13 protein-coding genes and 1 riboswitch are annotated in these 22602 nt (G+C 74.4%); of the genes, 6 read left to right on the top strand and 7 right to left on the bottom strand.

Annotation, left to right across the window (positions count from 1 at the left end; all coding sequences use genetic code 11):
* The 3 genes from BM085_RS45440 to BM085_RS32550 form a co-directional block, all read left to right on the top strand.
* Positions 1-1145 (top strand): non-ribosomal peptide synthetase (locus BM085_RS45440; protein WP_143121165.1); only part of this gene is annotated, 1145 nt, incomplete at its 5' end.
* Positions 1146-1197: 52 nt separating this feature from the next.
* Positions 1198-6618 (top strand): non-ribosomal peptide synthetase/MFS transporter, encoded by a 5421-nt coding sequence (locus BM085_RS32555; RefSeq protein ID WP_093890650.1) that lies wholly within the window; start codon positions 1198-1200, stop codon positions 6616-6618.
* Complete coding sequence (locus tag BM085_RS32550; protein WP_093890649.1) at positions 6615-7709, top strand: TauD/TfdA family dioxygenase; 1095 nt, start codon at positions 6615-6617, stop codon at positions 7707-7709. The genes BM085_RS32555 and BM085_RS32550 overlap by 4 nt, the downstream gene beginning before the upstream one ends.
* A gap of 78 nt (positions 7710-7787) precedes the next feature.
* On the opposite strand, the gene BM085_RS47025 is transcribed toward BM085_RS32550, so the two are convergent.
* The 6 genes from BM085_RS47025 to cobN form a co-directional block, all read right to left on the bottom strand.
* Positions 7788-9392: an ABC transporter ATP-binding protein gene (locus tag BM085_RS47025; protein ID WP_093890648.1), complete on the bottom strand. Its 1605-nt coding sequence runs from the start codon at positions 9390-9392 to the stop codon at positions 7788-7790.
* The gene (locus tag BM085_RS32540) at positions 9389-10165 is read right to left on the bottom strand and encodes an ABC transporter permease (protein ID WP_245789832.1); all 777 of its coding nucleotides are present in this window, start codon (positions 10163-10165) and stop codon (positions 9389-9391) included. The genes BM085_RS47025 and BM085_RS32540 overlap by 4 nt, the downstream gene beginning before the upstream one ends.
* Before the next feature lie 8 nt (positions 10166-10173).
* Positions 10174-11124 carry an ABC transporter permease gene (locus tag BM085_RS32535; RefSeq protein ID WP_093890673.1) on the bottom strand — a complete coding sequence of 317 codons (951 nt, stop codon included), beginning with the start codon at positions 11122-11124 and terminating at the stop codon, positions 10174-10176.
* 157 nt (positions 11125-11281) lie between these two features.
* Entirely contained in the window at positions 11282-12823 is a 1542-nt protein-coding gene (locus BM085_RS32530) for an ABC transporter substrate-binding protein (protein WP_093890646.1), read from the bottom strand.
* 308 nt (positions 12824-13131) lie between these two features.
* A complete protein-coding gene (locus BM085_RS32525; protein ID WP_093890645.1) occupies positions 13132-13971 on the bottom strand; it encodes an ATP-grasp domain-containing protein in 840 nt (279 codons plus the stop codon).
* Positions 13972-14111: 140 nt separating this feature from the next.
* On the bottom strand, positions 14112-17798 hold the full coding sequence (cobN, locus tag BM085_RS32520) for a cobaltochelatase subunit CobN (RefSeq protein WP_093890672.1): 3687 nt from the start codon (positions 17796-17798) through the stop codon (positions 14112-14114).
* A gap of 111 nt (positions 17799-17909) precedes the next feature.
* Positions 17910-18108: riboswitch (cobalamin riboswitch) on the bottom strand.
* Between the two features lie 78 nt (positions 18109-18186).
* On the opposite strand from cobN, the gene BM085_RS32515 reads away from it, so the two are divergent.
* Genes BM085_RS32515 through BM085_RS32505 form a run of 3 tightly spaced genes read left to right on the top strand, consistent with a single transcriptional unit; the run spans position 18187 to position 21697 of the window.
* Positions 18187-19548, top strand: a complete 1362-nt coding sequence (locus tag BM085_RS32515; RefSeq protein WP_245789831.1) for a precorrin-3B synthase — start codon at positions 18187-18189, stop codon at positions 19546-19548.
* Entirely contained in the window at positions 19545-20171 is a 627-nt protein-coding gene (locus BM085_RS32510) for a precorrin-8X methylmutase (protein ID WP_093890643.1), read from the top strand. Before BM085_RS32515 ends, BM085_RS32510 begins: the two co-directional genes overlap by 4 nt.
* A 5-nt stretch (positions 20172-20176) precedes the next feature.
* Positions 20177-21697 carry a precorrin-2 C(20)-methyltransferase gene (locus BM085_RS32505; RefSeq protein ID WP_093890671.1) on the top strand — a complete coding sequence of 507 codons (1521 nt, stop codon included), beginning with the start codon at positions 20177-20179 and terminating at the stop codon, positions 21695-21697.
* 125 nt (positions 21698-21822) lie between these two features.
* Here the strand turns inward: BM085_RS32505 and BM085_RS32500 are convergent, their stop codons facing one another.
* Positions 21823-22575 carry a cobalt-precorrin-6A reductase gene (locus BM085_RS32500; protein WP_093890642.1) on the bottom strand — a complete coding sequence of 251 codons (753 nt, stop codon included), beginning with the start codon at positions 22573-22575 and terminating at the stop codon, positions 21823-21825.
* Between the last annotated feature and the right edge of the window lie 27 nt (positions 22576-22602).

Here is a 22602-nt window from a genome sequence, read left to right as displayed (position 1 = left end):
TGGCCCCGCCCGGCCCGGTGGACGCCTCCGTGGTGCGCCGGGCGCTGGAGGAGGAGCGGGTCGACGCGGTGTTCCTGACGACCGGCCTGTTCAACGTGCTGGCCGAGGATTCGGCCGCGCTGCTCGCGAAGGTCCCGCAGCTGTGGATCGCCGGTGAGGCCGCCTCCCCCGCTGCGGTGGGGCGCGTCCTGCGGGAGGGCGGCACCGTCCACAACGGCTACGGCCCCACCGAGACCACGATCTACGTCACCGCCCACCACGTGACCTCTCCCGGAGCCGTCGTCCCGATCGGCCGCCCGCTCGACAACACGCGCGCCTACGTCCTGGACGGCGGGCTCCGCCCGGTGCCCGCGGGCGTGCCCGGCGAGCTGTACATCGCCGGCGACCACCTGGCCCGCGGCTATCTCGGCCGCCCGGACCTGACGGCCGAGCGCTTCGTCGCCGACCCCCACGGCGAGCCCGGATCACGCATGTACCGCACCGGCGACCTCGTCCGCTGGCTCCCCGACGGCCTCCTCGACTACCTGGGCCGCGTCGACGACCAGGTCAAGATCCGCGGCATCCGCATCGAGCTCGGCGAGATCGAGGCCGTGCTCGCCCGCCATCCCGCCGCGGCCCAGGTCGTGGTGCTGGTCAGGGAGGATCAGCCGGGCGACAGACGCCTGGTCGCCTACCTGGTCCCGTACCGGCGGGCGGGCCTGCCCTCCCCTTCGGCGGACACGGAGCTCTCCGGGCAGGTACGGCGGTTCGCCGAGGAGGCGCTGCCCGCCTACATGGTCCCTTCGGCCTTCGTCGTCATGGACGCGCTGCCGCTCAACCACAACGGCAAGATCGACCGGCACGCCCTGCCCGCGCCCGCGTGGCGGGAGCCGGCCGCCGTCAAGCAGCCGCCCCGGACGGAGGCCGAGGAGCTGGTCGCGGAGATCTGGGCCGAGGTGCTCGGCCTGGACCGGATCGGCGTGCATGACGACTTCTTCGCGCTCGGCGGCAACTCGCTGCTGGCCATCAGAGTCGTCTCCAGGATCAGGGCGGCCGTGGATCTGGAGATCCCGGTCGACGCGGTCTTCACCAGCCCCACGGTCGAGCGGCTCGCCGACGCCGTCGAGGCGCTGCTGATCGCGGACATCGAAGGACGGAGTCCGTAGTCCCGCAAGGTCGTAGTCCCGCAAGGATCAGCAAGGAAGGGAAAAGCCTCGGATGACCGAGCAGCTGTCGGAGCGCGCCGTCGCACTTCCGGCGGACAAACGTGCCCTCCTGTCGCAGCGACTGCGCGGGCGGGCCGGGAGCACCGCCGTCCAGCCCCGGCCCGCGGGGACCGCGCCACCGCCGTCCAGCGGGCAGGAGCGGTTGTGGTTCATGGAGCAGCTGGCTCCGGGGAACACCGCGTACACGATCCCGCTGGCCGTACGCCTGACGGGTGAGCTGGACACCGAGCTGCTCAGGGAGGCTCTGACGGCGCTGACCGCCAGGCACGAGGCCCTGCGGATGCGCTTTCCCGCGCGGGACGGGCGGCCGGAGGTCGTCGTCGACGAGCCGGGGCCCGCCGTGCTGAAGATCGTCGAAGCCGGCACCGCCGAGCGGGCGGCGGAGCTCGTCGGCGAGGAGCTGCTCCGGCCGTTCGACCTGGCGGCCGACGCGCTGCTGCGGGCGGTGCTGGTCCGCCTCGGACCGGACGACCACGTGCTGCTGCTGGCCGTCCACCACATCGTCGGCGACGGCCGGTCACTGGAGATCATGGCCGAGGAGCTGTTCATGCTGTACGGCGGGCTCCGCGAGGGCGCGCCGCCGGCGCTGCCCGAGCAGTCCGTCCAGTTCGGCGACTTCGCCGTGTGGGAGCGGGAGCGGCTGGCGGGTCCGGCCGTCGAGCCCGACGTCGCCTTCTGGCGCGAACAGCTGGCCGGGCTGCCCGACCTGGAGCTGCCCACCGACCGTCCGCGCCCGGCCGAGCAGCGCTTCGACGGCGCGGTCCACGCCTTCACCTGGGACGCCGAGCTGGCCGGGGCCGCGCGTGAGCTCGGCGGCGCGCACGGCGCCACGCTCTACATGACCCTGCTCGCCGTCTACCAGGCGGTGCTCGCCCGGCACGCGGGCCAGGACGACTTCGCGGTGGGCTCACCGGTGGCCGGACGCCCCTACCGCGAGCTGGAGGAGGTGGTCGGCTCCTTCGTCAACATGGTGACCCTGCGCAGCCGTACCGGTGACGATCCCACCGTCGCCGAGCACCTGCTGCGCACCAGGGAGACCGTGCTCGGCGCGCTCGCCCACCAGGAGCACCCCTTCCACCAGCTCGTCAGCGACCTGCGCGTGGAGCGGGACCCCAGCCGTTCGGCGATCTTCCAGGTGACCTTCACGCTGACCGACCGGGTGGCGCGCGGCAGGACCGTCGCCGGGCTGGAGGTCGCCCCGTTCGACCCGCCGCTGGCGATCACCCAGTTCGACGTCGCGCTCTACGTCACCGAGACCGACGAGGGACTGAGCGGCTTCTTCACCTACCGCACCGACCTGTTCGATCCCGCCTCCATCGAGCGCGTCGAGCACTCGATGCGGCGCTTCCTGCGGGAGGCCGCCGCCGACCACGGCCGCCGCCTGTCCGAGGTGTCGCTGCTCGGTGCGGAGGAGCGCGAGGCGCTGCTCGGAGACTGGGCGGGCACCCGCACCTGGCGGCCCGCGCACCGCACGCTCGGCGCGATGGCCGAGGCCCAGGCGGCGCGGACCCCCGACGCGGTCGCCCTCGTCGCCGGGGAGCGCTCACTCACCTTCGCCGAGCTGCACCGCCGGGCGAACCGGCTGGCCAGGCGCCTGCGGGACTCCGGCGTCGGCCCCGACGCGCGCGTCGCGATCTGCCTGGAGGAGACCGTGGACGCCGCGGTCGCGATCCTCGCGGTGCTCAAGGCGGGCGGCGCCTACCTGCCGCTCGACCCCGAGCAGCCGCGCGAGCGGCTGGAGTTCCTGCTCGCCGACTCGTCGGCCGTCGTGCTGGTCACCGATTCGGCGCTGCGCGACCGGACGGCCGGTTTCACCGGCACGGTCGTCGAGCTGGACCGGCTGCCCGCCGGGGGCGACGACACTCCGCCGGAGCCGCTCGCCGGCCCCGACGACCTCGCCTACGTGATCTACACCTCGGGCACCACCGGGCGGCCCAAGGGCGTCGGCGTCCAGCACCGGCACATCGTGGCCTACCTGGAGTACATCCGCGAGGACTACGACATCGTGCCCGGCGCCGCCTTCGGGCTGCTCCAGTCGCTCGCCTTCGACTTCAGCATGCTGATGTTCTACCTGCCGCTCACCGGTGGCGGCACCCTCCACCAGCTCCCCCGCCGCGGCTCCGGGCCCGAGCTGGCCGACGCCGTGCGCACCCTCGACTACCTGAAGATGACGCCCTCCCACCTCGCCGCGCTGGGCGCGGAGGTGGAGCCCGAGCGGCTGCTGCCGCGCCGCGCGCTCGTCCTGGCGGGCGAGGCGTCGCCGGCCGCCTGGGTCCGCGACCTGGCCTCCCGCGCGGACTGCGCGATCTTCAACAGCTACGGCCCCACCGAGACGGTCGTCGCGGTGACCACCGAGCGGGTGGACCCCGGAGCGCCCGCGGCCGGTACGGCCTGGCCCATCGGCCGCCCGCTCCCCGACGCCCGCGTCTACGTGCTGGACCGGGCGCTGCGCCTGGTGCCGCCGGGTGTCGCGGGCGAGCTCCACATCGGCGGCGACACCCTGGCCCGCGGCTATCTCGACCGTCCCGCGCTGACCGCCGAGCGGTTCGTCGCCGACCCCTACGGCGCGGCCGGATCACGCATGTACCGCACCGGCGACCTGGTCCGCCGACTCGACGACGGGCGTCTGGAGTTCCTCGGCCGCACCGACCACCAGGTGAAGATCCGCGGCTACCGGGTGGAGCTCGGCGAGGTCGAGGCCGCGCTCGGCACCCTCCCCGGGGTCGTCCAGGGCGTCGTGGACCTGCGCGGCGACCACCTCGTCGCCTGGCTGGAGAAGGAGCCGGAGGCGGCGGAGATCCCGGTCTCCGAGCTGCGGGCGCACCTGCTCGACCGGCTGCCCGAGTACATGGTCCCCGGCCGTTTCGCCTGGCTCGACCGCTTCCCGCTCCAGGCTCACGGCAAGGTGGACCGCGGGGCGCTGCCGGACCCCGAACCCGAGCGTCCGGACCGGCGGCCCGGCTACACCGCACCGGCCGGCCCGACCGAGGAGTCCATCGCCGCTATCTGGGCGGGCGTCCTCGACCTCGAACGGGTCGGCACCGGCGACAACTTCTTCGATCTCGGCGGCCACTCGCTGCTGGCCACCCAGGTCGTGGCGAGGATGCGCAAGGCCTTCCCCGAGAGCAGGCCGCCGATCGGCGTGCTGGAGATGTTCAAGCACCCCACCGTCGCCGAGCTCGCCACGCTCGTCACCGAGCGCAGGGGCGAGACGGCGGCGCCGCGCCGGATACTCGCCGAGCTGACCCGCCCGATCGCCCCGGAGGACCGCGTCGGCTCCGTCATCTGCGTGCCGTACGGCGGCGCCAACGCGGTCGTCTACCAGACGCTCGCCGAGGCGATGCCCGCCGGCTACTCCCTCTACGCGGTCGCCGCCCCCGGGCGCGAGCCCGGCGAGGAGGGGCAGCTGCCCTACGGGGAGGTGGCGCGGCTCTGCGTCGAGGAGATCGCCGAGCACATCCGGGGACCGATCGTGGTCTACGGGCACTGCGCCCCCGGCAGCGCGCTGGCCGTGGAGCTGGCCCAGCGCATCGAGGCGTCGGGGCGCGAGCTGGACGCCCTCTACCTGGGCGGCATCTTCCCCTTCGCCCGGCCCAGGGGCCGTCTCCTCGGCTCGCTCAGCACGCTGATCAACGACCGCCTGCACGGCACCCGCACGGTCGCCGCCGAGCTGCGTGCGCTCGGCGGCGACATGTCGGGGCTCGACGAGGAGCAGGTGGCCTTCACCGTCGAGCTGATGCGTGAGGACGGCCGGATGGCCGAGGAGCACTTCACCAGGCTGCTCGGCACCGAGCAGCCCCGGCTGAGGGCGCCGATCGTCTCGGTCGTCGGCGAGCGCGACCCGAGCACCGAGTTCTACCAGGAGCGCTTCAAGGAGTGGTGCTTCCTGTCCGACTCCTCGTCGCTGGTCGTCATCGACGAGGCCGGGCACTTCTTCCCCAAGTACCGCGCCGGCGAGCTCGCCCGGATCCTCACCGGCGTCCACACCGCCGACGCGGCCTGGCGGCAGGCGCACTCCCGCGAGGCGGGCGGCACCTGGTGGCTTCAGGACAGCGTGGAGCGGCAGGCCGTACGGGAGGAGCGCGAGCCGAGCATGCGGCGGTTCCTGCCCGTCGCGCTGGGGCAGCTCGTCTCACTCACCGGCTCGGCCCTCACCGAGTTCGCGGTGCCGATCTGGATCTACACGGTCACCGGGTCGCTGGCCCACTTCGGGCTCATCGCCCTGCTCGCCCTGGTGCCGGGGATCATCGTGGCCCCGCTGGCGGGCGCGGTGGTCGACCGCTACGACCGGCGGCGGGTGATGATCGCCGGTGACCTGGTGTCGGGCGTCACCCAGGCGGTGATGCTCACCCTGCTGCTGACCGACCGGCTCTCGGTCGGCCCGCTCTACGCGCTGATAGCCGTCGTCTCCGTCTCGGTGACGTTCCAGCGGCTGGCCTACCAGGCGTCGATCCCGCAGCTGGTGCCCAAGCGCTACCTCGGGCACGCCAACGGCATCGTGCAGCTCGCGATCGGCACCGCCCAGTTCCTGGTCCCCCTCATCGCGGTCGGCCTGCTCGCCGCGATCGGGCTGGAGGGCATCCTGACCGTCCAGGTGGCGGCCTACGCCTTCGCCATCGTCGTGGTGCTGTCCGTCAAGTTCCCCACCACGCTGGGGCTGCGCCGCCGCGAGCCGATCTCGGCCGAGATCGCAGGCGGCTTCCGGTTCTCGCTGGGCCACCGGAGCTTCCGCGGCATGCTGTTCTTCTTCGCCGGCGTGAACCTCTTCCTGGCCCCCATGTTCGTCATGGTCTCGCCGCTCGTCCTCTCCTTCGCCCCGCTTCAGGCGGCCGGCGCGGTCGCGGTCGCGGCCGGGGCGGGCGCGATCACCGGCGGCGTCGCCATGAGCCTGTGGGGCGGCCCGACCCACCGCAGGCTGCGCGGCGCGATCGCCGCGACGATGCTGATGGCGGTCGCCGGCGTGCTGACCGGGCTGCGGCCCAGCCTCTGGCTGATCGGCGTCGGCGCCTTCGGCATGTCCTTCGCCCTGGCCATGATCAACGGAACGATCATGACGATCATCCAGGTGAAGGTGCCGCACCGCTTCCAGGGGCGGATCATCGCGGTCAACACCATGATCGCCGCAGCCACCGTGCCGCTCGGCTTCGGCGTCATCGCCCCCCTCGCCGGCCCGCTCCTCGATCCGCTGCTGGCCGTGGGCGGCCCGCTCGCCGGCACCGTCGGCGCGGTCATCGGCACCGGGCCGGGGCGCGGGATCGGGCTTCTCTACCTGCTGTGCGGGCTCGGCATGGCCCTGCTGGTGCTCGCCGCCACCCGGATCGGGACCCTGGCGCGCTTCGACGACGAGGTGCCCGACGCCAAGCCCGACGACCTCGTCGGCATCGAAGAGCTGGAAAGGACTCACGCATCGTGAACACCACCATCGCCTGGGAGGTCAGGGAGGGCAGGCCCGCCGCGGCCGACGCCCAGGGCTCGGACCTGGGCGAGACCTGCGACTGGCTGCGGGAGAACCGCGAGGCCATCCGTTCGGGCCTGGACGAGCACGGCGCCCTCTACCTGCGGGGGCTGCCGGTGAAGGGAGTGGAGGACTTCGCCGGGGTACGCGACGCGCTGATCTCCAAGCTCGCCGGGTACGTCGAGAAGGCCACCCCGCGCAGCCACTTCGGCAAGGACGTCTACTCCTCCACCGACCTGCCGCCGTCGCAGTCGATCCGCCCGCACAACGAGAACAGCTACGCGCTCACCTTCCCCGGGCTGCTGATGTTCGGCTGCCTGATCGCCCCCGACGAGGGGGGTGCGACCCCGGTGACCGACGTGCGCAAGGTGCTGCGGAACATCCCGCAGCCGCTGGCCGACCGGTTCCGCGCGCACGGCTGGTCCCTGGTGCGCAACTACGGCGACCACATCAGCCTCGGCTGGCGCACCGCGTTCGGCACCGAGGACAGGGACGAGGTCGCCGCCTACTGCGCGGACAACCACATCGCCCACGAGTGGGTGGGCGGCGACCAGCTCCGCACCGTGCAGCGCCGCTCGGCGACCATCCGCCACCCCGGGACCGGCGAGGAGGTCTGGTTCAACCACACGGTCTTCTGGAACGAGTGGGCGCTCGACCCGGAGGTCCGCGAGGTCTTCCTGGAGGACCTGGGCCACGACAACCTGCCCTTCAACACCGCCTACGGCGACGGCGAGCCGATCTCCAGGCAGGATGTGGAGACCGTCGACGAGGCCTACCGCCGGGCGACGGTCAGGGAGACATGGCGGCCGGGTGACATTCTGATCGTCGACAACATCCTCTCCGCCCACGCCCGCGAGTCCTTCAAGGGGCCGCGCAAGATCGTGGTCACCATGGGCGACCCGGTGCCCCTGGACACCTGCGCCCCGACCGTCCAGCCGCAGGCCGGCTTCGCCAAGGCCATGGCCGGAGCGGGGGCCGGGGCGGGAGCGGGGGCCGGGGAGGCCGCCAAACCTGCGAAGGCGCGCCGCTGGTTCGGCCGCCGCTCCTGACCCGCCGGCCGTTCCGGTGCCGCCCGCTACCGGGGCGGGCGGCACCGGAACGGCCGGCCCACCTCACTCCGGCCCGTCTCACTCCGGCCGGCCGTCGCCGAGCGGGATCTCGAAGTGAAGGGTCGGGAGGTGCCCGATGCCGCCCTCCTCCGCGATCCTCCCCGCCGAGAGGATCACGACGTGGTCCGCCAGCCGCGCGACGACGCCCATGTCATGGCTGATCAGCACGAGGGTCAGGCCGAGAGCGCGGCGGAGCCCGTCGAGCAGGTCCAGGACGCCGGCCTGGGTGACCGTGTCCAGGCCGGAGGTGATCTCGTCGCAGATGAGGACGTCGGGGGAGGCGAGCAGCGCACGGGCGAGCGCCGCGCGCTGGAGCTCTCCGCCGGACAGTCCCCCGGGTCTGCGCGCCGCCGCGGCCGGGCCCAGCCCGACGCGTCCGAGCATGTCCAGCGCCGCCTCCCGCGCCTGCCCCGGGCCCAGGCCGCGCAGCCGTACGGCGGTGCGGCTCACCTGGTCGGCCACCGTCCGGCCCGGGTCGAAGGAGGCGTGCGCGTCCTGGAAGACGTACTGCACGCGGGCGATGTCCTCGCGGCGGCGGTGCGACAGCGACGGGGCCAGTGGACGCCCGTCGAGCAGCACGGTCCCGCGTGCGGGCTCGTGCAGTCCCGCGACGCAACGGGCCAGGGTGGTCTTCCCGCTCCCCGAACGCCCGACCAGCGCCAGGCACTGCCCGGCGGCCACCCGCAGCGACACGTCGTCGAGCACCGGGCCCGAGCGGTGTCCGGCCGTCAGGCCGACGACCTCGATCCGCGCCCGTCCCGGCGGGACCTCCGGGACGGGGAGAGGGCTCACCGGGACCGGACTGGGGACCTCCGGGACCGGGGGCGGGACCTCCGGGCCGGGAGAAACGCCCGCCGGGGGCGGGACCACCGGGCCGGGCAGGACACTCACCGGGGGCGGGACCTCCGGAGCCGGACGGGGGGTGGCCGGGAGCCGGGCGGCGAGCAGTCGCCGGGTGTAGTCGTGCCCGGGCCGGCTGAACACGTCCTCGGCACGGCCGCTCTCCGTCACCCGGCCGCCGCGCAGGACGATCACCTGGTCGGCGAGGGCGCGCACCACGTCCAGGTCGTGGCTGAGCAGGACCACGGCGATGCCCTGGCGGGCGAGGCCCCTCAGCTCCCCGGCGACCTCCCCCCTGGTGATGGCGTCCTGGCCGGTGGTGGGCTCGTCCGCGACGATCGCCGACGGAGCGGTGAGAAGGGCCTGGGCGAGCACCAGACGTTGCTGCTGGCCCCCGGAGAGCTGGTGCGGGTAGCGGCGGAGCAGGTCCTCGCCCGCGGGCAGCCCGGCGCGGCGGAGCACGGACGCGACCCGCTCCGCCGCCGCTCCGTCCGGGGCGTGCCGCCGGGCGATCTCGCGCAGCACCGCGCCGACGCGGCGGACCGGGTTGAGCACCGACGCGGGATGCTGCGGCAGGTAACCGATCCGGCCGCGCACCTCGACCGTCCCGGACAGGGCCACGCCGGGTACGTGCTCGCCGAGCAGCGCCCGCCCGATCGTGGTCTTGCCGCTGCCCGAGGCCCCGACCAGGGCGAGCACCCGGCCGGCGGCGAGCTCGAAGGAGACACCGTCGACCAGCGCGCTGCCGCCGGCCTCGGCGCGCAGCCCCACGACGCGGATCACGCGGCCTCCTCGCGGTGTCTGCGCACTCCGTCGAAGAGCAGGTTCAGCCCGACGGACAGGGTGACGACGAGCAGCGCCGGGACGAGCACCGCCCAGGGCTGGAGGAACATGCCGGTGCGGTTGCGGTCCACCATCACCGCCCAGTCGCTTGCGTCCGGGGGGACGCCGACGCCCAGGAAACTCGCCGTCGCGACCAGATAGAGCGCGCCGACGACCCGGACGCCCAGGTCGGCCAGGAGCGTGCGGAGCATCGAGCGGCCCACGTATCCGGCCGCCCGGCGCCACCGGCTCTCGCCCTGCAGCCGCATCGCCTCCATCGCGGGCCTGGCGGCGATCTCCAGGGCCGCCGCCCGGGAGATCCGGGCCACCTCCGGCAGGTTGATCACGGCGACGATGACGACCAGGGGGAGCGCCCCGGGCGGGGCGGTGGCGGCGAGCAGGATGAGCAGCAGCAGCGAGGGGATCGCCAGCAGCAGGTCCAGCGGCCGCATCAGCAGCTCGTCGAGCCATCGGCGCCCGGTCATCGCGGCCAGCACGCCCAGCGGCGTGCCCGCGAGGTAGGCCAGCACGGTGGCGGCCAGTGCGACCACCACGACCGTCCGGCCCCCGAGGAGCACCTGCTCCCCCACGTCCCGCCCGACGAAGTCCGTCCCCAGGAGGGTGCCGGAGCCGTACGGGACACCGCGGGGGTCCGGCTCGCCCGCCAGCCACGGGCCGGCGAGGGCCACGACCAGCGGCACGCTCAGCAGCGCGGCGCCCGGTCCCCACCTCATCGCCGATCTCATGCCGCACCTCCGGCGCGCGGGGCGAGGCGGAAGGCGACGAGGTCGGCGACGAGGTTCACGGCCACGGTGGTGGCCGCGAAGACCAGGGCGAGTCCCTGGATCACCGGGATGTCCCGTGCGGAGACCGCGCTCACCAGGGCGGTGCCGAGGCCGGGGACGACGAACACGGCCTCGACGGTGATCACGCCGCTGAGCAGCCAGTCCGTGGTCCGGGCGAGTTGCTGTACGGCCGGCGCCACCGCGTTGGGCAGGGCGTGCGCCAGCCTCACCCGCCGGGTGGAGAGCCCGAGCCTGTGCGCGTGACGGACGTAGTCGGAGCGCAGGGCGTCGATCATCCCGGCCCGGACCAGCCGGCTGATCGAGCAGATCGGCCGGGCGAGCAGGACCAGGAGGGGGAGCACCAGCACGGCCGGCTGCGCGAGCAGGTTCGGGCCGACGCCCACCGCGGTGGGCGGGAACCAGCCGAGCCGGATCCCGAACAGCGCGACCAGCACGACGGCGAGGGCGAACTCCGGTACCGAGTACAGGCCGATGCCGGCGGAGGTGAGCGCCCGGTCGAGCAGCCGGCCCTCACGGATCGCCGCGACGACCCCCACGGCCACGGCCAGCGGGACCAGGAGCAGCAGAGTGATCGCGGCGAGCTGGACGGTCGGCCCACCGGCTTCGGCGAGGAATCCGGCGACCGGTCGCCCGGCCGTCAGCGACGACCCGAGATCTCCGCGCAGAAGGCCGAGCAGCCAGTCGGCGTAGCGCACCGGGGCGGGCCGGTCGAGCCCCAGCTCCTGTCGGATCCGCTCGATCCGCTCCGGATCGGGCACGTCGCCGGCCAGCACCACGGCGGCGTCGCCGGGGAGCGCCTCGGTGAGGGCGAACACCAGCGTCGCGACCGCCACGATCTGCGCCAGGCCGAGCAGCAGGCGCCGTACGGCGTATTTCGGCAGGCTCACGGGCTCCGCCGCTCCGGCTCCGAGCACGGCCCGCCGGGCCCGCCGAGACCGCTGGCTCCGCTGGGTCCGCCGGGTCCGCCGGGCCGGCCGGGCCCGCCATGCCCTCCGCTCACGCGGGCCGGGCCCCGGTCCTTCACCCCGGCCCCGCCTCGGCCGCTCACGCCAGCCAGACCTTGTCGAACCGGGCCCAGTCCAGGGTGTTGGCCGGGGCGTCGACGACGCCGCCCACCCCTGGCGCGGTCGCGACGAGCCAGTCGGCGAAACCCCAGACGAGGTAGCCGCCCTCGGCGTGCTGCATGCGCTGCATCTCGGCGTACACCTCGCGGCGTGCCTTCTCGTCGGCGAGCGAGACGGCCCTGGTGTAGAGGGCGTCGAACTCCGGGCGCTTCCACTTGGTGATGTTGGTGGTGGAGGTGCTGAGCAGGCGCTGCGAGAAGTGGGATTCGATGGGCATCGCGCCGGAGCGGAAGCAGCACAGGCTGCCCCTGTCGAGGACGTCCTTCCAGTAGGTGTCCTTGTCGCCCACGGCGACCCTGACGTCGAGCCCGGCCTGCCGCATCTGGTCGGCGAAGACGCTCGCGGACTCCACGAAGCCGCCGGCCGCCGCGGACGTGTCCAGCCGTATCCGCAGCCCCTTCGCGCCGGCCTTCCGCACCAGCCACTCCGCCCTGTCCAGGTCCCGGGCGCGCTGCGGTATCTCCTCGGCGTAGTACTGGTACCCCCTGCCGAACAGGTCGTTGCCCGGCTGCCCGGCACCGCCCAGCACGGTGTCGACCAGCTGCTCCCGGTCGGCCAGCAGGAACATGGCCTCGCGCAGGTCGCGATCGTCGAAGGGCGGCCGGTCCAGCTTCATGGCGAAGGCCTGCATGCCGCTGTTGGTGAGCCGCGTGACGGCCAGGCGGTCGTTGCCCCGGTAGGCCCGGGCGGTGGTCGCGGTGATGTCGTGGGCGTAGTCGACCTGCCCGCCGAGCAGCGCGTTGACGCGGGCCGACTCCTCGTTGGCGATCAGGTACTGCAGCTCGTCGACGTGGGGCGCGCCCTCCCAGTAGTCGGCGTTGCGCCTGAGCAGCAGGGAACGGCCCGGCTCGAAGGAGCCGAAGACGAACGGGCCGGACCCGACGGGCCGGGTGAAGTCCTCGGCTCCCTCGGGGACGATGAACACGCCGAAGGCGGCCAGCACGTTGGGGAACTCGGCGAACGGCTGCCTGAGCGCGAACTCCACGGTGCGGTCGTCGACGGCCCTGCTGCGGGCCAGGTCGATCACCGCCAGGGTGGTCCTGGCGCGGAAGGCGCGGGCGGGGTCGCCGATCCGGGCGTAGCTGTACAGGACGTCGGCGGCCCGCACGGGCCTTCCGTCGTGGAAGGCGGCCTGGCGGAGGGTGACCCGCCACGTGGTGAGGGCGGCGTCGGACTCCCAGCGTTCGGCGAGACGGGGCTGGACCGACAGGTCGGGGCCGTAGTCGGCGAGCTTGTCGAACAGCGCCTTCGACCGCGAGGCCTCGACGAACAGGTTGGACAGGTGCGGGTCCAGGGTCTCCTGGGCCCCGCCGCCGGCGAACGCGACGCGCAGCCGGCCTCCCCCGCGTGGCCGGCCCGCGGCGGCGGTCCCGGTCGCGGGACCGGCGCCGCATCCGGCGAGCAGGGCGGCGGACAGCCCGGCGGTGGTGCCGAGGAAGGCACGGCGGTTCAGGGAGCGCATGGGGGAAGGGTCCTTTCACAGGGGAAATGCCGTGGCCACTCGCTGAGCGGCTGTCGTGGCCGTGCCACGACGTGGAGCCGGCCGCCGGACGGCCCTGCCGGCAGCGGCGCGCCGGAGGTCTACGCGCCGTCCGAGCCGGGTGTCGGGCGCGCCTCAGGCATCAGCGGACACCCCGAAACGCCTCCTCAGCCGCCTGGCCAACTAAGGAGAATGGTAATGATTTTCATTTTTTATGCAACTTCGCGGAGCCGTCACGCGCCGCGGCCCGGGTGCGACCGCCTTGAGTTCCGCCTGCGACCGCCCGGTGCTCAGGAGGAAGGGGCGGCGCCGAGCAGGTCGTGCAGGGACGCCTTCATGTTCGCGACGAAGGAGTCACGGGCCTCGCCGTCGAGGAGATCGAGGGAGAGATAGGGGTTCAGGTCCTCCAGCTCGACGAGGTGGAGCTCCCCGTCCGGGGTGCGGCAGGCGTCGACGCGCTGGATCCCGTGCTCGATGTCGTTCCAGTCGACGAACCGCTGGGCGAACTCCAGGTCCGCCTCGGTGGGTCCGTACCGTTCCAGGACCCACCGCCGGTCAGGGTGGGGCGCGTAGAGGGCGTACTGGAAGACACGGTCGATGAAGTAGAACGACACCTCGTACCGGAAGCGGATACGCGGCTGGACGAGCACGCCGTCGAACACCATCCCCTCCAGCCGGTCCCGGGTGACGAACTCCAGCCCGATCGAGTCCGCGCCGAGTCTGGGCTTGATCACGTACTCGGCCGCGTCGGGCAGGCGGCCGAGGTCCTCCGGACGGTCGACGGTCGCGATGACCGGGTATCCCTCGGAGCACAGGTCGAGCAGATACTGCTTGCCGGCCTGGTCCGCCTTACCCGTCAGCTGGGTGTAGACGCGCGTGCCGCTCCTCAGCGCCCGGTCGCGGAAGGCGGCGTACTGGGCCGCGTAGTGCAGCACGGGCCCGCTGTTGCGGACCACGACCATGTCGAAGGCGTCCATCAGCGCGGACGCGTCCAGCGGGTGACACAGGGCGAGGTCGAAGTCCTCGCGGAGCCGGGAGGTCAGGAAGATGTCCTCGTCGCAGTATCGGCGCCCTCGGGCCTGGTAGGCCAGATCGGTGACGTACAGGACACTGGGCTGGGCGGGCGGCAACGTCTCTCCTCGCGGGTCGGTGTGCCGTTAAACTACCCGCCTCCTCCGCGCCGCCCGCGTGGCGCCCTCGACCCCGGACGTGACCGCGGCCGGCCGCCCGTACGGGCCCGCCCCGGCGTGAGCGGGACGGGCCCGCGGCCTCAGGCGCCCTCTTCGAGGTCTCCCTCCGACTTGAGGTAGACCTCCTGGAGCTCGCGCAGGATGTCAGGGTCGGGGTGCTCCCACATGCCCCGGTCCGCCGCCTCCAGCAGGCGTTCGGCGATGCCGTGCAGCGCCCACGGGTTGGACCTGGCCAGGAAGTCCTGGTTCTCCGGGTCCAGCACGTAGGTGGCGGCCAGCTTGTCGTACATCCAGTCGGCGACCACACCGGTGGTGGCGTCGTAGCCGAACAGGTAGTCGACGGTGGCGGCGAGCTCGAAGGCCCCCTTGTAGCCGTGCCTGCGCATGGCGGCCAGCCAGCGGGGGTTGACCACCCGGGCGCGGAAGATCCTGGAGGTCTCCTCCGAGAGCGTCCGGGTGCGGACCGCGTCGGGGCGGGTGCTGTCGCCGATGTAGGCGGCCGGCGCCTTCCCGGTGAGAGCGCGGACCGTGGCGATCATGCCGCCGTGGTACTGGAAGTAGTCGTCGGAGTCGGCGATGTCGTGCTCGCGGGTGTCGACGTTCTTGGCCGCCACCGCGATCCGCCGGTAGGCCGTCTCCATGTCCTCCCTGGCCGGGACCCCGTCGACGCCCCGGCCGTAGGCGAAGCCGCCCCACACCGCGTAGACCTCGGCGAGGTCGGCGTCGTCGCGCCAGTTGCGGCTGTCGATGAGCGGCAGCAGCCCGGCGCCGTAGGCTCCCGGCCGGGAGCCGAAGATCCGCATGGTGGCCCTGCGCTCGTCTCCGTGGCTGCGGCTGTCGGCCAGCACGTGCGCCCGGACGTAGTTCTGCTCCCCGGGCTCCTCCAGCCCGGCGGCCAGCCGTACCGCGTCGTCCAGCATGGCCACCACGTGCGGGAACGCGTCCCGGAAGAACCCGCTGATCCGGACCGTGACGTCCACGCGCGGGCGTCCCAGCTCCCCGGCCGGGATCGGCTCCAGCCCGGTGACCCGCCGCGACGCCTCGTCCCACACCGGCCGCACACCGAGCAGGGCCAGCACCTCGGCCACGTCGTCGCCCGCGGTGCGCATGGCGCTGGTCCCCCACACCGACAGCCCGACCGAGCGCGGCCAGTCTCCGGTGTCGGCCCGGTAGCGCTCCAGGAGGGAGTCGGCCATCGCCTGCCCGGTCTCCCAGGCGAGCCTGCTCGGCACCGCCTTGGGGTCGACCGAGTAGAAGTTGCGGCCGGTGGGCAGCACGTTGATCAGCCCGCGCAGCGGCGACCCGCTCGGTCCCGCCGGGACGTAGCCGCCGTCGAGGGCGTGCAGGATCGCGTCGATCTCGTCCGTGGTCCGTGCCAGCCGGGGCACGACCTCGGCCGCCGCGAACCGCAGGATCCGCTCCACCATCCCGCGGTCCGCCCCCGCACCCGTCCTCGGCTCCGCCCCGGGTACGGCGGGAGCCGCCCCGCGTGCCACGGTCGCGGCAGGCGGCTCACCCGGGCCGGCGTCCGCGCCCAGGACGGAGTCGGCCGCTCCGGCGGCGGCCGCCGGGTCCCAGGCCCGCTCTTCCATGGCCTCGACCAGCGCGCGGGCGAGAGTCTCGGCCTCGTCGGTGCCGATCCGGCCGGCTGTGCCGTCCTCGGCCAGGCCCAGGGCTTCGCGGAGCCCCGGGAGGGCTTCGCCGCCCGCCCACATCTGGCGGGCGCGGAGCATCGCGAGCACCAGGTCGACGCGGGTCGCGCCCTGCGGGGCGGCGCCCAGCACGTGGAGGCCGTCGCGGATCTGGACGTCCTTGACCTCGCACAGCCAGCCGTCGATGTGCAGCAGGAAGTCGTCGAACTCGGCGTCGTGCGGACGGTCCTCGATGCCCAGGTCGTGGTCGAGCCGGGCGGCCTGGATCAGGGTCCAGATCTGGGCGCGGATCGCGGGGAGCTTCGCCGGGTCCATCGCGGCGATGGAGGCGTGCTCGTCGAGAAGCTGCTCCAGCCTGGCCATGTCCCCGTAGGTGTCGGCGCGGGCCATCGGCGGGACGAGGTGGTCGACCAGGGTGGCGTGGGCCCGGCGCTTGGCCTGGGTGCCCTCGCCGGGGTCGTTGACCAGGAAGGGGTAGATCAGCGGCAGGTCGCCGAGCGCGGCGTCGGGGCCGCAGGAGGCCGACAGCCCGGCGGACTTCCCGGGCAGCCACTCCAGGTTGCCGTGCTTGCCCACGTGCACCACGGCGTGCGCGCCGAAACCGTCGGCCAGCCAGCGGTAGGCCGCCAGGTAGTGGTGGCTGGGCGGCAGGTCGGGGTCGTGGTAGATCGCGATGGGGTTCTCGCCGAAGCCGCGGGGCGGCTGCACCATGACCACGACGTTCCCGGCGCGCAGCGCGGCCAGCACGATCTCGCCGTCCGGGTCGTGCGCCCTGTCCACGAACAGCTCGCCCGGCGCGGGGCCCCAGTGCCGCTCCATCCCGGCGCGCAGGTCCTCCGGCAGCGTGCCGTACCACTCGGCGTACCGGCCGGCCGCGATGCGCACCGGGTTGCCGGAGAGCCGCTCCTCGGTGAGCCACTCCGGGTCCTGCCCGCCCGCCGCGATCAGCGCGTGGATCAGCGCGTCGCCGTCCTGCTCGGTCACGCCCGGCAGCTCGCCCTCGGCGCCGATGTCGTAGCCGCGCTCGCGCAGTACGGCCAGCAGCCTGACGAGGCTCGCGGGGGTGTCCAGGCCGACGGCGTTGCCGATCCGGGAGTGCTTGGTGGGGTAGGCCGACAGCATCAGCACGATCCGCCGCTCGCCGGCCGGGATGTGCCGGAGCACGGCGTGCCGTACCGCGATGCCCGCCACCCGGGAGGCCCGCTCCGGGTCGGCCGCGTAGACGGTCAGCCCGTCCTCGTCGATCTCCTTGAAGGAGAAGGGCACCGTGATGATCCGGCCGTCGAACTCGGGGATCGCGACCTGGGTGGCCGCGTCGAGCGGGGACAGGCCGTCGTCGTTCTCCTCCCACGACGCCCGGCTGCTCGTCAGGCACAGACCCTGCAGGATCGGCACGTCCAGCTCGGCGAGCGCGCCGACGTCCCAGGCCTCGTCGTCCCCGCCGGCCGACGCGGTGGCCGGGCGGGTGCCGCCGGCCGCGAGGACGGTCACCACCAGGGCGTCCACCGTACCGAGGACCTCCAGCAGGGCGGGTTCCGCGCTGCGCAGGGAGGCGCAGTAGACGGGCAGCGCCCGGCCGCCGGCGTCCTCGATCGCCGAGCAGAGGGTCTCGACGAACGCGGTGTTCCCGGCGACGTGGTGGGCCCGGTAGTAGAGCACCCCGATGACCGGCCCGTCCTCGCGGCGCGCCGCGCGCTCCAGCAGGCCCCAGCCGGGGGTGGGGGCGGGTGCGGCGAACCCGTGTCCGGTCAGCAGCAGGGTGTCGGACAGGAACCGGTGGAGCTCGGTGAGGTTGGCCGGGCCGCCGTGGGCGAGGTAGGCGTGCGCCTCGGCGCAGACCCCGCCGGGCACGGTGGACAGCTCCATCAGCTCGGCGTCGGGCGCCTGCTCGCCGCCCAGGACGACGACGGGCCGGGGCCCGGCGAGCAGGGCGTCCAGGCCCTCCTCCCAGGCGCGGCGCCCGCCGAGCAGCCGGACGACGACCAGGTCGGCGCCGTCCAGCAGGGGTGGCAGGTCCTCGGCGGTGAGCCGGGCGGGGTTGCCCAGCCGGTAGTCCGCGCCGCTCGCGCGGGCGCTGAGCAGGTCGGTGTCGGAGGTCGAGAGCAGGAGGATCACGCGCCACACCCCTGCGGGAACGGCGTGGTACGGCTCAGCGGGGCCACCGGATGGCACGGGAACGGCGAAAAGCGCACGGAGCTTCCTCCCTCGGGGTCCTCGCCCCGGGTCGTCGTCGGCTACGACGGCTGGAGTCTCCTGGCTCCCGGATCGGTGCTCCCCCCGGCCTTCCCGTCCGTCGCCGGACAGTGGCCTGGGTGGGGTTCGCTCCCCGGTTACAGTGGCGGGACCGCGCCGGATTCACACCGGCTTCCTCCCTTTGCCGTCGCCATCGATGAGACTACGGCAGTCCCGTTCCTTGCAAGAAACTGGCGTTACCATCCTCTGCGTGGTCATTGGCGACTTTTCCGGACGATCGCGACTCGATGCCTGTCCCGGGGCGCTCCAGGTGCACGCCGCTGCCGACGGCGGCCTGGCGCGCGTCCGCGTCCCCGGCGGCCGGTTGACGGTCCCCCAGCTACGTGAACTCGCCGGCGCCGCCGCCACCTGGGGGACCGGCGTCATCGAGCTGACCTCCCGCGCGAACGTCCAGGTGCGCGGGCTCGGCGAGGAGACCGGGTTCGCGGCGCGCATGGCGGAGGCGGGGCTGCTGCCCTCGCCCACCCACGAGCGGATCCGCAACGTCCTCGCCTCCCCGCTGACCGGCTGCGACACGGGAGGGGTGCTCGACGTCGGCCCGCTGGTCGCCGACCTGGACCGCCGGCTGTGCGCCCGGCCCGGCCTCGCCGGCCTGCCGGGACGTTTCCTGTTCGCCCTCGACGACGGCCGGGGCGACGTGGCCTGGCTCGGCCCCGACGCCGGGATCCTGCCGACCGGGGCGGGCGAGGCCGCCCTGATCCTCGCGGGCGCCGACAGCGGCCTGCGCGTGCCCGTGACCTCCGCGGTCACCACCCTGCTCGCCGCCGCCGAGGCGTTCCTGGCCGAGCTGGCCGCCCAGGAGACGCACGCCTGGCGGATCAGCGAGCTGAGCGACGGCGCGGAACTGGTCGCGGCCCGGGTCCGCGCCGCGCTGGACACCGGTTCCGCCGGCCCGGTACGGCTCCGCCCGCCCGCGGAGCCGTACCGGGCCGGGCGGCCGTCCGCGGCGGGAGGGCCGGTGGGAACCTTCGGCCGGCCCGGCGGCCGGGTGGCCCTCGGCGTCGCGGTGCCGCTGGGACGGCTGACCTCCGCCCAGGCCGAACTCCTCGCCGGCCTGGCCTCCCACGGCGAGGTGCGGCTGACACCGTGGCGGGGCGTGGTGCTGCCCGGTCTGGACCGCGCCGAACTGCCGCGGGCGGCCGCCCGGCTGGCGGAGGCCGGCCTGGTCACCGACCCCGGCTCCCCGTGGATCGGCGTGACGGCCTGCACCGGACGCCCCGGCTGCGCCAAGTCCCTGGCCGACGTGCGGGCCGACGCGGCCCGCGCCACCCTCTCCCGCCGGGGCGGCAGGACCGCCTCCGCCACCGGAGCCGGCCCCGGGGCACCGATCGGGGGCGACGCCCGGAGCGGAACCGGGCCGGGGAGCCGGGCGGAGCCGGAGGGCGGCACGCCACCGGCCGTCGCCCCGCATGTGGCGGATTCACCGCACACCGGTACGCTCCCCGTGCACTGGGCGGGCTGCGACAGGCGCTGCGGCCGCCCCGGAGGGCGGGTCGCGGACGTGGTCGCCACCGGCGACGGCTACCGCGTCGACCTGGACGGCCAGAGCCTGACCTGTGCGGACATCGAAGAGACCACGGCCGCGGTGGCGGCCGCCAGAGGGGAAACGTGATCGACTACGTCCGCGACGGCGCGGAGATCTACCGCCGTTCCTTCGCCACCATCCGCACCGAGACCGATCTGAGCGGCCTGCCCCCGGACGTCGCCCAGGTGGCGGTCCGCATGATCCACGCCTGCGGGATGGTCGACCTGGTCACCGACCTCGGGTGGTCGCCCGGCGTCGTGGCGTCGGCGCGCGCGGCCCTGCGCGCGGGCGCGCCGGTGCTGTGCGACGCGATGATGGTCGCCTCCGGGGTGACCCGCCGCCGCCTGCCCGCCGGCAACGAGGTGATCTGCACGCTGGGCGAGCCGGGCGTGCCGGAGCTCGCCGGACGGCTGGGCACCACCCGCAGCGCCGCCGCGCTGGAGCTGTGGCGCGACCGGCTGGAGGGCTCCGTGGTCGCGATCGGCAACGCGCCGACCGCGCTGTTCCGGCTGCTGGAGATGGTCGAGGAGGGCGCCGGCCGGCCGGCCGCCGTGCTCGGGATCCCGGTCGGCTTCATCGGCGCCGCCGAGTCCAAGCAGGCCCTCGCCGAGCATCCGGCGGGCCTGGAGTACCTGGTCGTGCACGGGCGCCGGGGTGGAAGCGCGATGACCGCCGCCGCGGTCAACGCCATCGCGAGTGAGGACGATTGAACGACATGACGACTGGACGGCTCTGGGGCGTGGGGCTCGGGCCCGGGGATCCGGAGCTGGTGACCGTCAAGGCCGCCCGCCTCCTCGGCGAGGCGGACGTGATCGCTTTCCACAGCGCCCGCCACGGCCGGAGCATCGCCCGCTCGGTGGCCGCGCCGTACCTGCGCGAGGGCCAGATCGAGGAAGCCCTGATCTACCCGCTCACCACGGAGACCACCGATCACCCCGGCGGCTACCAGGGCGCCATCGACGACTTCTACGCCGAGTGCGCGCTGCGGCTGGCCGCCCATCTGGACGCCGGGCGCGACGTGGTGGTGCTGTGCGAGGGCGACCCGCTCTTCTACGGCTCCTACATGCACATGCACAAGCGCCTGTCCCACCGCTACGTCACCGAGGTGGTCCCCGGCGTGACCTCCGTGAGCGGCGCCGCGGCGGTCCTCGGACGGCCGCTGGTCGAGCGGGACGAGACGCTGACCGTGCTGCCCGGAACGCTCCCCGCCGAGGTTCTCGCCGAGCGCCTGGCGTCCGCCGACTCGGCGGCGATCCTCAAGCTCGGCCGGACGTTCGCCAAGGTGCGCGACGCGCTGGACCGGGCCGGCCGCCTCGACGAGGCCTGGTACGTGGAACGCGCCACCACCGGCGGCCAGCGCCTGGCCCCGCTCGCCGAGGTGGACCCGGACAGCGTGCCGTACTTCTCGCTGGCGCTGATCCCGAGCCCGGTGAACGCCGCGCAGGCCGGGCCGGTCCGGGAGGCGGAGCCCGCGACCTCGGCCGGCGGTCCCGGCGAGGTGGTCGTGGTCGGTCTCGGCCCGGCCGGACGGCCGTGGCTGACCCCGGAGGCGCAGGACGCGCTGGCGGGCGCCGACGAGCTCGTCGGGTACGGCCCCTACCTGGACCGGGTCCCGCCGAACCCGCGCCAGCGCCGCCACCCCACCGACAACCGGGTGGAGGCCGAGCGGGCCGCGCACGCGCTGGAGCTGGCCGCGGCCGGATCCCGGGTGGCCGTGGTCTCCTCGGGCGATCCGGGGGTGTTCGCGATGGCCAGCGCGGTGCTGGAGGTGGCCTGCGAGCCCCGGTTCGCCGACGTCCCGGTGCGGGTGCTGCCGGGTCTGACCGCCGCGCACGCGGTGGCGAGCCGGGCGGGCGCCCCGCTCGGCCACGACTACTGCGTGCTGTCGCTGTCGGACCTGCTCAAGCCGTGGGAGGTCGTCGCCGGGCGGATCACCGCCGCCGCGAGGGCCGACCTGGTCCTGGCGATCTACAACCCCGCCTCGAAGAGCCGCACGTGGCAGGTGGCCGCCGCCCGGGACCTGCTGCTGGAGCACCGCGCTCCGCAGACTCCCGTCGTCATCGGCCGGGACGTCGGCGGAGCCGGGGAGAGCGTGACCGTCACCACCCTGGCCGAGCTCGACCCGGCCATGGTCGACATGCGCTGCCTGCTGCTGGTGGGCTCCTCGACCACCCGGGCGGTCAAGCGTGGCGACGGCGGCCAGGTGGTGTTCACCCCCCGCCGCTACCCCGCGTGACCGGCCTCCCGCGGCCCCGGCCGGGCGGGCCCACCCGGCCGGGGCCCTCCGGCCGGGTGCACCTCCCGGCCCGCTCAGGCGGGCCTGACGCCCCCGGCCGGGCGCTCCTCCCGGCCGGCTCAACCTCACCTGACGTGACCCACCGTGCCCTCCAGCCAGGTGAGCGCCTCCTCCACCGTCCCCGCCGAGGGGACTCCCCCGGGATGCGGCGGCCGCCGTACGATCACGACCGGGAGTCCGAGGTCGCGGGCCGCGAGCAGCTTGGCCGTGGTCATCTCTCCGCCGCTGTCCTTGGTGACCAGCATGTCCACGCGGTAGTGGCGCATGAGCGCCAGCTCACCCCGCACGGTGAACGGGCCTCGGCTGAGCAGCACCTCCAGACGGCGCGGGGCGGGCGGCTCCGGCGGGTCCACCGAGCGGGCGAGGAACCACAGACCGTCGAGCCCGGCGAAGACCGGCAGGCTCCGGCGGCCGGTGGTCAGGAACACCCGCTCCCCCAGCGCGGGCAGGAGTTCGGCGGCCGCGGCGAGCGACGGCACCCAGCGCCAGTCGTCGCCGGGGGCGGCCTGCCAGCCCGGCCGCCGCAGGATCAGCAGCGGCACCCCGGCCCGGCCGGTCGCCTCGACCGCCGAGGCGGTCATCCGGGCGGCGAACGGGTGCGTGGCGTCCACGACGACGTCGATCCGGCGCTCGCCGATCCACGCCTGGAGTCCGCCGGGACCGCCGAAGCCGCCCTCGTGCACCTCGCCCACCGGCAGTTTGGGGTCGCGCACCCGCCCCGCCAGCGAGGACACCACGTGTGTCCCGACGCGTCCGGCGAGCGCGGCGGCCAGCCGCCTGGCCTCGTCCGTACCGCCCAGCACCAGGATGTTCACCACTGCGTCACCTTTCCTCCGTCGCGGGGC

The organism is Streptosporangium canum, from assembly GCF_900113865.1.
GTDB classification, from domain to species: domain Bacteria; phylum Actinomycetota; class Actinomycetes; order Streptosporangiales; family Streptosporangiaceae; genus Streptosporangium; species Streptosporangium canum.
This window is presented reverse-complemented; position numbering and strand designations above follow the sequence as displayed.